This window comes from Hyphomonas pacifica, assembly GCF_000682675.1.
Classification (GTDB): domain Bacteria; phylum Pseudomonadota; class Alphaproteobacteria; order Caulobacterales; family Hyphomonadaceae; genus Hyphomonas; species Hyphomonas pacifica.
This window is the reverse complement of the sequence record NZ_AWFA01000056.1, coordinates 51,623-65,816: the sequence shown is the minus strand read 5'-3', so window position 1 is coordinate 65,816 and position 14,194 is coordinate 51,623. Positions and strand designations below refer to the sequence as shown.

The 14,194-nt window shown below is 58.1% G+C and carries 11 protein-coding genes; 8 read left to right on the top strand and 3 right to left on the bottom strand.

Annotation, left to right across the window (positions count from 1 at the left end; genetic code table 11):
* Positions 1-33: 33 nt before the first annotated feature.
* Together HY2_RS14080 and trmFO are read right to left on the bottom strand one after the other, a co-directional pair.
* Positions 34-789, bottom strand: coding sequence for a 7-carboxy-7-deazaguanine synthase QueE (locus HY2_RS14080; RefSeq protein ID WP_051595065.1), 756 nt, complete (start codon positions 787-789; stop codon positions 34-36).
* 2 nt (positions 790-791) lie between these two features.
* Positions 792-2,195 (bottom strand): methylenetetrahydrofolate--tRNA-(uracil(54)-C(5))-methyltransferase (FADH(2)-oxidizing) TrmFO, encoded by a 1,404-nt coding sequence (gene trmFO / locus HY2_RS14075; RefSeq protein WP_034828735.1) that lies wholly within the window; start codon positions 2,193-2,195, stop codon positions 792-794.
* 96 nt (positions 2,196-2,291) lie between these two features.
* Here trmFO and HY2_RS14070 point away from each other — a divergent pair, with 96 nt between their 5' ends.
* From HY2_RS14070 to HY2_RS14060, 3 genes are all read left to right on the top strand, one after another.
* Positions 2,292-3,095, top strand: coding sequence for a hypothetical protein (locus HY2_RS14070; RefSeq protein WP_146617210.1), 804 nt, complete (start codon positions 2,292-2,294; stop codon positions 3,093-3,095).
* A gap of 67 nt (positions 3,096-3,162) precedes the next feature.
* Positions 3,163-4,146: a hypothetical protein gene (locus tag HY2_RS14065; RefSeq protein WP_034828731.1), complete on the top strand. Its 984-nt coding sequence runs from the start codon at positions 3,163-3,165 to the stop codon at positions 4,144-4,146.
* Positions 4,147-4,155: 9 nt separating this feature from the next.
* A complete protein-coding gene (locus HY2_RS14060; protein ID WP_034828729.1) occupies positions 4,156-5,100 on the top strand; it encodes a hypothetical protein in 945 nt (314 codons plus the stop codon).
* 37 nt (positions 5,101-5,137) lie between these two features.
* On the opposite strand, the gene uvrA is transcribed toward HY2_RS14060, so the two are convergent.
* Complete coding sequence (uvrA, locus tag HY2_RS14055; RefSeq protein ID WP_051595064.1) at positions 5,138-8,230, bottom strand: excinuclease ABC subunit UvrA; 3,093 nt, start codon at positions 8,228-8,230, stop codon at positions 5,138-5,140.
* A 244-nt stretch (positions 8,231-8,474) separates the two neighbouring features.
* Here uvrA and ssb point away from each other — a divergent pair, with 244 nt between their 5' ends.
* From ssb to HY2_RS14030, 5 genes are all read left to right on the top strand, one after another.
* On the top strand, positions 8,475-8,960 hold the full coding sequence (gene ssb, locus HY2_RS14050) for a single-stranded DNA-binding protein (protein WP_034828727.1): 486 nt from the start codon (positions 8,475-8,477) through the stop codon (positions 8,958-8,960).
* Between the two features lie 9 nt (positions 8,961-8,969).
* Positions 8,970-9,794, top strand: coding sequence for an OXA-1090 family carbapenem-hydrolyzing class D beta-lactamase (gene blaOXA / locus HY2_RS14045; RefSeq protein WP_051595063.1), 825 nt, complete (start codon positions 8,970-8,972; stop codon positions 9,792-9,794).
* A gap of 154 nt (positions 9,795-9,948) precedes the next feature.
* Entirely contained in the window at positions 9,949-12,744 is a 2,796-nt protein-coding gene (gene gyrA, locus HY2_RS14040; RefSeq protein ID WP_051595062.1) for a DNA gyrase subunit A, read from the top strand.
* Positions 12,745-12,788: 44 nt separating this feature from the next.
* Complete coding sequence (gene coaD, locus HY2_RS14035) at positions 12,789-13,286, top strand: pantetheine-phosphate adenylyltransferase (RefSeq protein WP_034828725.1); 498 nt, start codon at positions 12,789-12,791, stop codon at positions 13,284-13,286.
* Positions 13,283-14,185 carry a peptidylprolyl isomerase gene (locus HY2_RS14030; protein WP_051595061.1) on the top strand — a complete coding sequence of 301 codons (903 nt, stop codon included), beginning with the start codon at positions 13,283-13,285 and terminating at the stop codon, positions 14,183-14,185. Before coaD ends, HY2_RS14030 begins: the two co-directional genes overlap by 4 nt.
* The last annotated feature ends 9 nt before the right edge of the window (positions 14,186-14,194 follow it).

The window sequence follows — 14,194 nt, the reverse complement described above, 5'->3', positions numbered from 1 at the left end:
CCTGTCACTTGATTGGTGGCGGGGCGTTTCCGCTTATGTGCCGCGGGTGTCGCCATAGAGGTGGATGTGCAGGCGGCCTGTGAAATTGTAGCCTTCCTTTAGGCAGGCATCGGCGAGCCATTGTTCGCGTTGCTGCAGTTCCTGCGTTGAGCGGCCTTCCGGCATCAGCCAGACGCGGGAGAGTGGCATTTCCGTCTCGACCACAAGGGACTTCACCTCTTCAAGGTCTGGTGGGCTCTCAACCACAATCTTGAAATTTGCGCGTGGATCATTGGCGTAAAAGCGAAGCGTTTCCAGTTTGTGGCGGATGGCGGTGTCATTGCCGGAATGGGCGAGCTTGGGTGAGACGTTGAACTGGTCGATCAAATCTGCTGCAAGGCCCACGGGGCTGATCGTGCCATTGGTCTCAATCTCGATGTAGAAGCTTGGGTCTGCCTCTTTCAGGCGCTGGATCAGTTCGCCCAGTTCGCGCTGCTGCAACAGAGGCTCGCCGCCTGTGAAGATGATACGCCGGCATGGCAAAGCGAGCAGGTGTTCGGTCAGTTCCTCTACGGAGCGGTCGACCGTTTCCTGCGCCCGGTCATATTTGCGCGGCGCACCCGGAGTGTCATCTCGGTGATGAAACTCCGTTCCCTGAAAATTCCAGGTGTAAGCCGTGTCACACCAGACGCAGTGGAGATTGCATTGCGACAGCCGGACGAAAACGCTCGGTTTTCCGGCAGAGACGCCCTCACCCTGCAGTGAGTGAAAGATTTCAGGCGCGCCGGGCTCGGTAACGGCGAGGCGCATGACTATTCCGCCGGAACCATGGCTTCGGCCTTCAGCCAGGCGTCAAAATCATTCAGGGCCCGTACAGCCTGGGCGCGTTTCTTGGCGCGACCCTTGTCCTTGCCGCGCAGGCGTTTGCCATCCGGTCCGTGTTTCGGGTAGTCAGTGATGTCCGGGAACAGACCGAAATTGACGTTCATCGGCTGGAAGCTGGCCTTGCCCTCAAGATGGCCGCCGGTGATGTGGCGGACGAGGGAGCCGAGAGCTGTCGTCTCAGGCGGCGGTGCCAGCGGCTTGCCGAGGCGCTCTGCTGCCGCAAACCGGCCCGCGAGCAGGCCCATGCCGGCGCTTTCCACATAGCCTTCAACCCCTGTCACCTGACCCGCAAAGCGCAGGCGCGGCAGGCTTTTCATGCGCAGCTGGTCGTCCAGAAGTTTCGGAGAGTTTAGGAAGGTATTACGGTGGATGCCGCCAAGCCGCGCGAACTCAGCCTTTTCCAAACCGGGGATCATGCGGAAGATGTCCGTCTGTGCGCCATATTTCAGCTTGGTCTGGAAGCCGACCATGTTCCACAGCGTGCCTAGGGCATTGTCCTGACGCAGTTGGACAATGGCATGAGCCTTGATGTCCGGCTGGTGCGGATTGGTCAGGCCGACCGGTTTCATCGGGCCAAAGCGCAGGGTCTCGCGGCCCCGCTCCGCCATCACTTCAATCGGCAGGCAGCCTTCAAAGTATGGCGTGTCCTTTTCCCAGTCCTTGAACTCTGTCTTCGGCGCCTCGATCAGGGCGTCCAGGAAGGCATTGTATTGGTCTTCATCCAGCGGGCAGTTGATATAGGCCGCCGTGTCGCCGCCCGGCCCTGGCTTGTCATAACGGCTCTGGCGCCAGGCCTTGGTCATGTCGATGGAGTCGAAATAGACGATCGGTGCGATGGCATCGAAGAAGGCCAGATCATCTTCGCCGGTATGGGCGTGGATGGCTTCAGCCAGCTTGATGGAGGTCAGTGGGCCAGTGGCAATGATGACGCTGTCCCAGTCTTCCGGCGGAATGCCGTCAATTTCCTCGCGCACGATGGTGACGTTTGGGTGGGCTTCCAGCTTTGCGGTGACGGCTTCGGCAAAGCCTTCCCGGTCCACGGCGAGCGCGCTGCCGGCAGGCACCTGATGGGCATCGGCCGTCTGGATGATCAGGCCATTGGCCCGGCGCATCTCCTCATGCAGGACGCCGACAGCGTTGGACTCATGGTCATCGGACCGGAAAGAATTGGAGCAAACAAGCTCAGCCAGCTTGTCGGTCTGATGGGCATCTGTGCCCTTCACACCGCGCATTTCGTGCAGAATAACGGGTACGCCTGCATTCGCGGCTTGCCAGGTCGCTTCGGAACCGGCCATGCCGCCGCCGATTATATGTATAGGTTTGATGCTCATGAGCCGGGATGTGCGGGGCAAGTGCGGTCGCGTCAAGATGGCCTATGCCGTCATTGGCCGTGGCAAGAGCAGTATCAGGTGTGTATGGAGGGCTTCATGACTCGGAAATTGCCTGTTCTGGACCTTGTGAGAGAGGCGTGGGTGCTGGCCTTCCAGGCGGTACATCCCACTTTGCTGATCATGCTTGCCCTGCTGATTGCGGGTGGGCTTTACACATTTGCCGTCGGGCCGGGATCTGCATTGGGAGATGCGGCACCGGCCATTGCGGCGCTGGTGGTCTTTGTCGTCGGCGTCGAGTTTTCACTTGTCACATATCGTACGATGCTGGGTACGCCGCATGGAGACAGGTTGCGCCTGGCGCACGCCAATCTGGCTGTTTATGTCGCCTTCCTTTTTGTAGGCGTCTTTATCGGCTTTTTTCTACTCACCCTGCCAGGCATTCTGCTGAAAGCCTCGGGACGGACGGATCTTGATGCGGATACGCCGCCCGCCGTCGTGCAGCAGGCGCTGGTGGATATGCTGCCAAGTGCCTATGGCGCAGTGCTGATTGTGGCCTGTCTGGCGGGCGCCCTAGCGCTTTGCTATCTGGCGATCCGCCTGCTTTTGATCGGATCCGCGACGATCAGCACGCGTCAAACCATGGTGTTCCGTACCTGGGGGTGGACAAAGGGCCATGTCATCTCGCTTTGGCTGGCTGCGCTGGCGACACATGTCGCGCCGTTTGCCGGTGCCGTTCTCATCAATTGGGGGCTTCACGGCCTTTGGGGGCAAAGCGGTGTCGGGGCTTTCCTTTCTGGTTTTATCGGAATGCTGTTGCTGGTGCCGTTTTTGCTGGCGGGTCATGGGTTGGCTGTGGCGGTCTTGCGCCGTTTGCAACCGGAACAAGCCCCTGCAGGGTGATTGCCTCTGCCGCCGAAAACGCTTTATCGTGGTGCAAGGCTGAAAAGAGGCATCAGGGGGCTTTTAAGTGCTGAATCGATTTACATTTGACGGAGCGCTCGCCAGCCCGTTGCGGTCAGCGCATGCAAATTCGTTCCCCTGGCTGTTCGCTGTCAGCTATGCCACTGTGTCGAGCCTTGGCCTCCTGCTTCTGCTGTTTCTTGGCAGAAGTGCTTTTGTATCAATCGCAGAAACAATCGAGGCGCTCGACAGGATAGATGTTGATCAGGTTGAGCCTTTTACCTTCCTGCGCCTGATCCTTGGCTCCTTTGCGCCACTGTTTCCCTGGATTTTGCTGGGATCCTTCGGTGCCTGGGTCATCTGGTCTGTCTTTCAGGCGGCAAGTCAGCGGCGCTATGTGCGGGATGAGCGGTTTTTCCTGCGCTTTGGCGGCGATGAATTGCGGATGATGGTTGTCAGTCTGTTGTGGGGCGGTCTGCAGCTGGTCTTCACATTTGTACCCATCATTATCTTCCTGGGCGGTATGTTGGATGTCGTCGCCTTGATCCTGTCCGGGGACGATGATCCCCGTCTTGTCGGCCGGGTCATGACGACCTTGCTGATGGGAGGCTTTTTGTGGCTCATCCTGTTTGTCGTCTATGTTTTCTTTGCGACCAGGCTGGCGCCGAGCTTCGCACTGACGATCAAGGAAAGACGCATTTGCTTCTTTGATGCCTGGAATGTTTCCCGCGGACGCTTCTGGCCTATTTTGGGGGCCTATCTGATCTGGTCCATAGGCGGTGGTATGGTCGTTTCCGTCATTGATCAGATACTCCAGATTCCCCTGGGCATGCTGATGATGCCTCACCTCGACAGCCTGCAGACAGGTGAGGAACTGATGACGCTGGTCATGAGTGCAGGGTTTCTTATTCCGCTTTTTATTTACACTTTTCTGCGCATGTTCGCGGCAGGACTGTTGATGCATGCTGTGGCGGGGCCGGCAGCTTTCGCTGCGCGTCATGATCCTCGCGGCAGTGTGGACGATAAGGCCATGATGGGCGCATTCGATTAGGATTTACGCATGACACCTCTTCCCTTCACCTTCGGCAATGCACTGAACCATTTTTCCCGCACGGGTGGCCCAAAAGGGTTCCTTTGGAAATATGCCCTGGCCTATGGCCTTTGCTCCCTGCTGGTACAGGTGTTGAGCGGGTATTTCATGGGCTCGTACTATGCCGCCATTTTCAATCCTGCGACGTTTGGCGACGAGCGCGCCATTAATGCGGCGCTGACGCAGAACTTTGGCCGCATCATGATCGGTTACGTCATCTCGCTGGTTGGCGGCATTGCATTATGGACGGTTTTTGAAGCTGCCAGCCAGCGTCGCTACATGCGTTCAGAAGGGTTCAGTCTCAGATTTGGCGCTGATGAGGGGCGGCTTCTGCTGATTGGCTTGATCTGGATCGGGATCTTTCTAGCGCTCTATGTCGGGCTGATCATTGTCATGATCGTTCCTGCGGGACTGCTCGCATTTCTCGCCTCATCGGGCAGCGATGGCGGAACAGCGTTTGCCGTTCTGCTGATGTTTGTCGCGATCCTCGCCTATATGGTCTTTGCGCTCTGGTTTTGCGCCCGTTTCTCGCCAGCCGCGGCGATGACCATTCGCGATAATTCCATTCAGTTTGGGGAAGCCTGGCGAGTTACAAAGGGCAAGGCGTGGACCATTGTTGGCAGCTGGATTGTCATTATGCTGCTCAGCATGTTGGTGCTGGTCGTGCTCTATATCGCGTTCGCGGCATTTGCGCTGGTTTCTCTTGTGCCTGCTCTGCAAGGGGATGCTGATCCTGCAGCTGTGATGTCAGCAATGATGACGCCCCAATTTATTCTGCCTCTGATCATTTTCGGCGCGCTTTACATGTTCATTACTGCGGCGTTGATGCACATTTTTGGTGGCCCGGCAGCGCTTGCGGCCAAGGCTGACCCGAGCTGGGTGAACAATCCCGAAATGGACAAGACCTTCAGCTGAACGACTGAACTGAAACAGCGCACAGCAGGAGCGCCCGCTATTTGGCGGAGCTCTTGCTGCGCGCTTTCGCTTTAGGCTTGGCTGGAGCTTTCTTTGCTGCGCTTTTGGCTGGTTTCCTGGTGGAAGTAGCTGTTTTGGTCTCAGCCTTGGCTTTCGGCTTGGACTTCGGGGTGGCTTTGGGTTTTGGGACCGGTTTGGTCTCAGGTTTGGGCTTCGATTTGGTCTTGGCAGACTCCGCGGCTCTCACCCGTTTGTTGCGGGCCGCGCGGCGTTCATCCTGACGGCGGAAGGTTTCGGCCAGATGCTTGCCGGTCCAGCTTTCCTCGCAGGCGGCAATGTCTTCCGGCGTTCCGGCCGCAACCAGCTGGCCGCCACCATCGCCGCCCTCGGGCCCTAGATCCAGCACCCAGTCGGCTGTCTTCACGACATCCAGATTGTGCTCGATCACCACCACTGTATTGCCGGTGTCGACCAGCGAGTGCAGCACTTCGAGTAGCTTGCGCACGTCTTCAAAGTGCAGGCCGGTGGTCGGCTCATCCAGAATGTAAAGCGTCTTGCCGGTGGCGCGTTTCGACAATTCCTTGGCGAGTTTCACGCGCTGCGCCTCACCGCCGGACAGCGTCGTCGCCTGCTGCCCAACTTTCACATAGCCGAGACCGACCTCGTTCAGCGTGTCGAGCTTTGTTGCGATGGCTGGTACGGCGGAGAAGAATTTCGCCGCATCCTCAACCGTCATGTCCAGCACATCTGCGATGGATTTGCCCTTGAACAGGACTTCCAAGGTCTCGCGATTGTAGCGTTTGCCCTTGCAGGTCTCGCACGTGACATAGACATCTGGCAGGAAGTGCATCTCGATCTTGATGACGCCGTCGCCCTGACAAGCCTCGCACCGACCGCCCTTCACATTGAAGCTGAAGCGTCCCGGCGCATACCCGCGTGCCTTGGCTTCCGGAAGTCCGGCGAACCAGTCACGGATCGGGCCGAATGCGCCGGTATAAGTTGCCGGGTTGGACCGGGGTGTCCGGCCAATCGGGCTCTGGTCTATGTCGATCACCTTGTCGAGATGCTGAAGGCCCTCAATGCTTTCATAGGGCTGCGGGGGGGCGGAAGCCCCGTTCAGCTTGCGGGCGAGCGCTTTGTAGAGGGTCTCTATGATCAGTGTGGATTTACCGCCGCCGGACACGCCCGTAATGCAGGTGAAGCTGCCGAGCGGGATCGTCGCGGTCACATTCTTCAGATTGTTGCCGGTTGCGCCTTTCAGGGTGATCTTGCGCTTGGCTTTCTCTACCGGGCGGCGTTTCGGAATCGGGATTTCCTTTGTGCCGTTCAGATAGTCTGCCGTCAGGCTTTTCGGATTGGCCATCACCTCTTCCGGTGTGCCTTCGGCAATGATCTCACCGCCATGCACGCCAGCGGCCGGGCCCATATCGATAACATGGTCGGCCGTCAGGATCGCGTCCTCGTCATGCTCCACAACGATGACCGAGTTGCCGAGATCGCGGAGGCGCTTCAACGTTTCCAGCAAGCGATCATTGTCGCGTTGGTGCAGGCCGATGCTCGGTTCGTCCAGCACATAGAGTACGCCCGTAAGGCCGGAGCCGATTTGACTGGCCAGGCGAATGCGCTGGCTTTCCCCACCCGACAGCGTGCCGGACGCGCGGCTGAGCGTCAGATATTCCAGGCCGACATCATTCAGGAAATCGAGACGGTCATTGATCTCTTTCAGGATGCGGCTGGCGATTTCGTTCTGCTGCTTGGTCAACGATTTGTAGACTTGGGCGAACCATTCATGGGCCTGCTTGATGGAGAACGCGCCGGCATCTGAAATGTCGAGCGTGTCGATCTTCACCGCGAGGGCTTCTGGCTTCAAGCGCTTGCCACCACAGGCAGGGCATGGCGCGGCGGCCTGGAATTTGGCGATCTCGTCACGCACCCACTGGCTGTCAGTCTCGCGGTAGCGGCGCTCCAGGTTCGGAATGACGCCTTCAAACGTCTTCTTCACTTCATAGCGGCGCATACCGTCATCATAGACGAACTTCACCTCATCCTCCCCAGTGCCGAACAGGATGATATTATGGATTTCCTCTGGCAGCTGGTTCCAGGGTTTCTTGAGGTCAAAGCGGTAATGCGCCGACAGGGCCTGCAGTGTCTGGGTCTGATAGGGCGAGGTAGATTTGGCCCAGGGCGCGATTGCGCCATTCAGCAGGTCGAGATCCTTATCCGGCACAACGAGGCCTGCATCTACTTTAAGCTGCTCGCCGAGGCCGTCACAGGTCGGGCAGGCGCCAAAGGGGTTGTTGAACGAGAACAGGCGCGGCTCGATTTCCGGAATAGTGAAGCCGGAGACCGGGCAGGCGAAATTGGCGCTGTAGGTGATGCGTTTTGGCTCGGTCTCACCCTCTTCCACATCGGCATATTCGCCAATCGCGATACCGTCTGCGAGGCCGATGGCGGTTTCGAAACTCTCCGCAAGGCGCTGTTCCATACCTTCGCGCACAACAATCCGGTCCACGACCACATCAATGTCGTGCTTGAACTTTTTGTCGAGCTTTGGCGGGGTTTCGAGTTCGTGGAACTCCCCGTCCACTTTAACGCGCTGATAGCCATTTTTCAGAAGTTCGGCGAATTCCTTGCGGTATTCCCCCTTCCGGCCGCGCACTATGGGCGCGAGCAGATAGAGGCGCGTGCCTTCCGGCAGGTCCATTGTGCGGTCGACCATCTGGCTGACGGTTTGGCTTTCAATGGGCAGGCCCGTGGCCGGAGAATACGGCACACCGACACGTGCCCAGAGCAAGCGCATATAGTCGTAAATTTCCGTCACAGTGCCGACGGTTGAGCGTGGATTGCGGCTGGTCGTCTTTTGCTCGATCGAGATGGCGGGCGACAGGCCTTCGATGCTCTCGACGTCAGGCTTTTGCATCAGCTCCAGGAACTGGCGCGCATATGCCGACAGGGATTCGACATAGCGGCGCTGGCCCTCGGCATAGATCGTGTCGAAGGCGAGCGAGGACTTGCCGGAGCCTGACAGGCCTGTCATCACAACCAACTCGCCGCGCGGGATATCCACGTCGACATTTTTGAGATTGTGTTCCTTGGCGCCGCGCACGCGTATATAGGGGGACTCGGCCATAGAGTTTCTCTGGAATGGTATTTAGACCGTTGCGGTTGCGAAACGGTGTGTGTCTATTTGCTAGGGCTTATGTGTGCCTTGAGTCCAGCTTGACGACAAGAACAAATTGTGAACATCGTTTTCTTGCTGCATTTTCATGTCGATGACTCATGAATCTCGTTGCGCTATGGGCGACATGCTCAGCGTGGCGGAGTAAAAGCAGAATCGAATCGAGAACGAAACATATCAGATCGGAGATGGAATTATGGCGGGATCAGTGAACAAGGTTATTCTTGTCGGCAATGTCGGCCAGGATCCGGAAGTCCGCCAGTTCCAGAATGGCGGCCAGGTGGCCAGCTTTACGCTCGCCACCTCGGAAACCTGGAAAGACAAGAACACCGGTGAGCGCAAGGAGCGCACCGAATGGCACCGCATTTCCGTGTTCAGTGAGGGCCTTGTACGGGTCGTCCAGAACTATGTGAAAAAAGGCTCAAAGCTCTACATCGAAGGCCAGCTTGAAACCCGCAAATGGCAGGACAAGGATGGCCAGGATCGCTACACGACCGAAGTTGTGCTTCGTGGCTTCAATTCTACGCTGACCATGCTGGATGCCCGTGGTGAAGGCGGTGGCCGGTCTGCCGGTAATGATTTCGGCGGCTATCAAGGCGGTGGCGGCAATAGCGGTCCGCGTCAGATGAGCGGCCCGCAGGAGAGCTTCAGCCAGGATCTAGATGACGAGATTCCATTCTAGGAGCGGCTCGTGATTCGGCATCTGTTCGGCCTTGCTCTTGGACTGACGGCGTTGCTCTGCGCCTGTCAGGCTGTGCCGGAGCGCCCGCAGACGCTGGATGAGGTGTTGGTGGCGCAAGGGCTGACGCCTGAGGCGGCTGCCCTCGTCATCTACCGTCTTGAAGATGGCGGCACATGGGAGACGAGCGGCGACCGGCCCGAAAACCGGTTCGTCGCAGCTTCCACCTCAAAAATACCGCACACGCTGATCGCGCTTGAGACCGGGGCTGTAACGGGCCCGGATGAGTGGTTTGAGTGGGATGGCGAGACGCGATTCTCGCCAGGCTGGAATGAGAGTCAGAGCTTTGCCAAAGCGTTCCAGCGCTCCACGGTGTGGATCTATCAGACTGTAACACCGCGCATTGGTAGTGCCGTCCTGCATGACTGGCTCATGCGGTTTGATTATGGAAATGCCGATGTGGGCGGCGAGTCTGATATTCAGACTTACTGGCTGAAGGGGCCGTTGGCGATATCTGCGCGCGAGCAGGTGGCGTTTCTGGCCCGGCTGGCGGCGCATACATTGCCGCTGTCCGCACGCACTTATGAGCAGGCCATTCCCATCATGCTGGCGGATCAGGGCGAAGGCTGGACGCTCTATGCCAAAACAGGGTGGAAGCGTGTTGAGGGAGAGACCGATATTGGTTGGTATGTAGGTTGGCTGGAACAGACCGGCGGACCTGCACCCGGCACCTATGCCTTCGCTATGAATATGGACATGGATGTGGACAATCCCGCGCTCGAAAAGCGCAAGATTGTGGTGCATGAGGGGCTTGTCGCTGTGGGCGCGCTGGAATAGGCGAAAAAGCCTCTGAATCGGTTGTTTCGCCCCGTATTTACTGCCTTTTTAGCCCCTCTGGTATTTGTTTCCGCGTGCCTGGGATGCTAGACATATTCCTGTAACGGAACAGGTGATTCCCGTTTGAATTCACCGTAGCCAGGACGACTTCTCCATGAGCGACGACACGACCACGCCGGACGACCCGGAAACCCCCGAAAATGGTGGCGAAGGTGGCGCGATCCTGCCGGACGGCATTGAGCCGATTTCCATCGAATCCGAACTAAAAAGTTCCTATCTCGATTATGCGATGAGCGTGATCGTCAGCCGGGCCCTGCCGGATGTACGTGACGGACTCAAGCCCGTTCACCGCCGCATTCTGTATGCCATGAATGAAGGCGGCAATACGCCGGGTAAGCCCTACAAGAAATCGGCAAATATCGTAGGCGCCGTGATGGGTAATTATCACCCGCACGGTGACTCCGCGATTTATGACGCCCTTGTCCGGATGGCGCAGCCTTTCTCCATGGGCGTGCCGCTGGTTGATGGTCAGGGTAATTTCGGTTCGATTGACAATGATCCGCCGGCCGCCATGCGTTATACTGAAAGCCGGATGACCCGTGAGGCGACCTACCTTCTTGCAGACATCGAGAAGGATACGGTCGACTTCCAGAAAAACTATGACGACTCCAAGCTGGAGCCGATTGTCCTGCCGGCGCAGTTCCCCAATCTGCTCGTCAATGGGGCAGGCGGTATTGCGGTCGGCATGGCGACGAACATTCCGCCTCACAATCTGGGCGAGGTCGTGGATGCGACGCTGGCCCTGATTGACGATCCGACCCTGGATGATGATGCGCTGCTGGAGATCGTGCCGGGACCGGACTTCCCGACAGGCGGCCTGATCATGGGCATGTCCGGCAGTCGCAAAGCACTGATGACAGGCCGTGGCAGCGTCATCATGCGTTCCAAAACCGATATTGAAGAGGCCAAGAATGGCCGCCAGGCCATCATTGTCACCGAGATTCCATATCAGGTGAACAAGGCCGCCATGATCACCAAGATCGCCGAACTCGTGCGCGAGAAGCGGATCGAAGGCATTGCTGATCTGCGCGACGAGTCTGACCGGAATGGTATCCGTGTCGTGGTCGAGCTGAAAAAGGATGCCAGCGCCGAAGTCGTGCTGAACCAGCTTTACCGTTTCAGTCAGATGCAGACGAGCTTTGGCGTGAACATGCTGGCCCTGAATGGCGGGCGCCCAGAGCTGATGAACCTCCGCAAGGTGCTGGAATGTTTCATTGCATTCCGCCAGGAAGTCGTTGTTCGCCGGACCAAGCACGAGCTGAACAAGGCGCGCGACCGGGCGCACGTCTTGGTCGGTCTCGCCATGGCCGTGGCGAACATTGACGAAGTGATCCGCATCATCCGCTACTCTCCGGACCCAAATTCCGCCCGTGAAGCCCTGCTTGAAAAGGCCTGGCCGATAATGGATATGGGACCGCTGCTGGACCTGATCGCCGACCGCCGGACCCGCAAGGGCGAAGGCGACACGATCTATCTGTCCGATGAGCAGGCCCGTGCCATCCTAGCACTGCAACTGTCCCGCCTCACCGGCCTTGGCCGTGACGAGATCGGCAATGAGGCCAAGGGCCTGTCTGAAAAGATTGCCGATTATCTGGATATCCTGCGGTCTCGTCCGCGCGTTCTGGACATCATCCGCGCCGAGCTGAATGAGGTGAAAGACAAATTCGCCGTACCGCGCCGCTCTGAATTCGCGTTTGGCGGTGTCGACATGGAAGACGAAGACCTCATCGAGGTCGAAGACATGATCGTGACCGTTACGCATGGCGGCTACGTCAAGCGCACACCGCTCTCGACCTATCGGACTCAGCATCGCGGCGGCAAAGGCCGCTCTGGCATGAGCATGAAGGACGAGGACTTCGTCGTGAACGTGTTCTCTGCCACGACGCACACTGAAGTGCTGTTCTTCTCCTCCGCCGGCATGGTCTACAAGGAGAAGGTCTGGCGTCTGCCGATGGGCGGGCCGAACTCGCGCGGCAAGGCGCTGGTCAACATTTTCCCGCTGGCTGCGGATGAGCGCATTGAGAGCGTCATGCCGCTGCCCGAGGATGACGAGTCCCGCAATGAACTGGACGTCATGTTCGCCACCAAGACGGGCACCGTGCGCCGCAACAAGCTGTCAGACTTCATCCGCGTGAACCGCAACGGCAAGATTGCGATGAAGCTGGATGATGGCGACGGCATCGTTTCGGTGAAGATCTGCACCGAAAATGACGACATCCTGCTCACGACGGCGCTCGGCCAGTGTATTCGTTTTGCGGTGACGGATGTGCGCGTGTTTGCAGGTCGGAACTCGACCGGTGTGCGGGGTATACGTCTCGGGGATGATGATGAAGTCATCTCCATGGGCATTTTGCGCCATATCGAAGTCACCTCCGAAGAGGCGCGTGCCTATCTCAAGCATGCCTCCGCCATGCGCCGAGCCGCAACCGGCGAAGAGGAGGAGGTGTCTGACGATGAGGGCGAAGAGGGCATCGAAGAGGCCGCGCTGAGCGCCGAGCGTATCGCCCAGCTTGGCGCCGCCGAGGAATTCATCCTGACGATTGCCGATGACGGCATGGGTAAACGCTCGTCCGCTTACGATTACCGCGTCACCGGACGGGGCGGTAAAGGCCTTGTGGCCCAAAATATCTGGGGCCGCGACAAGAAGAAGGGGCCGGTCAAGAAAGTGGCTCAATCCTTCACGGTTGGCGATGGCGATCAGGTCATGCTGGTCACGGATGCGGGACAGCTGATCCGCACGCCGGTGGAGCAGATCCGCATTGCTGGTCGCTCGACAGGCGGTGTCTGGGTGCTCCGGACCGCCGAAGGAGAGCGCGTCGTTTCGGTCGCGCGTCTTGTGGAAGACGCTGAAACAGCTATGGATGGTGCAGAAGACGGCGCGGGTGAATAAGCCCGCGCCTCCACACATACCATAAAGGTTGGGAGGACAGGCCATTGCATCGTGTCGGACTTTATCCAGGAACTTTCGATCCTCCGACGAATGGGCATGTCGACATTATCGGTCGGGCCCGTAAACTGGTTGATACGCTTATTATCGGCGTTGCTGTGAATGAGGCCAAGAAACCGCTCTTCTCGCTGGAAGAACGGGTGGAGATGGTTCAGTTCGAATGTGCGAAACTGAACGGGCCGGGGCTGGCTGAGATCAAGGTTATGCCGATGCATGGCCTCCTCATGAAGTTTGCTGAGGCCAGTGGCGCACAGATTATCGTGCGAGGGCTCAGGGCCGTTCAGGACTTCGAATACGAATTCCAGATGACCGCCATGAACGAACAACTGAATCCCGAGATTGAAACTGTGTTTCTGATGGCCGATGTTAGGCATCAGGCGGTTGCCTCACGGCTCGTTAAAGAAATCGCGAGCCTCGGCGGTGACATTACGCCTTTTGTAACGCCTGAAATCAAAAAGGCTCTCTTGGAGAAATACGGAAAATGAAACTGGTTGCCATCGCGCTTGCCGCCTCCGCTCTCGCCCTGACAGCTGCGGCAGAAACTACGGAAGATGCAAGCGCGACGAGCGAGGCGACCCCGCAATATACAGTGGCCGAAGCCAAGGCGGACCCTGCGCATTGGCGCGCGGTGGATCCTGAAAACCTCTTCATTTTCGACACGACCAAGGGGCGCGTCGTTATTGAGGCTTTTCCGGAAATTGCGCCCAAACACTACAAGCAATTTTCGACCATTATCCGTTCCGGCATGTATTCGGGCACGAAATTTCATCGCGTGATCGAAGGTTTCATGGCGCAGGGCGGCGATATTCGTGCGATCAATGGAGAAGGCTCCGGCCTGCCGAATATCGAGGCCGAATTCACCTTCCAGCGCAAGCCTGAAGAGATGCCACTGGAATACGCCATCGGCTATCCGGAAGATGCCGAGGGCGGCTTTATCAAGGGCTTCCCGATTGCCACGCGTCCGCTGTGGATTGCGCAGGATTTTGGCAATGAGACGGTTGAGAGTTGGATACCCCATTGCCAAGGGGTCGTTTCCACGGCCCGCTTGGGTGACAATGTGAATTCCGGTAATTCCCAATTCTTCCTGATGCGCGGCTATGCGGACCATCTGGACAAGGACTATACGGCATGGGGCCGGGTAATCTCTGGTCAGGATGTGGTCATGTCCCTGAAGAAGGGGCCGGATGCGCGCGATGGCCTGGTGACGGATCCGGATATCTTAAACTCCGCAAGCGTGGCGGCTGACATGCCGGCGGCCGAACGTCCGAAGGCCTGGGTGATGCGGACCGACACAGAGGAGTTCGTAGAGACGCTCGACCTCAAGGAAGGTGACCTTCCGCATGTGTGTGACCTGCCGGCAGTTCCGGCTGTCGTCGAGAACTAGGTTCCGGTA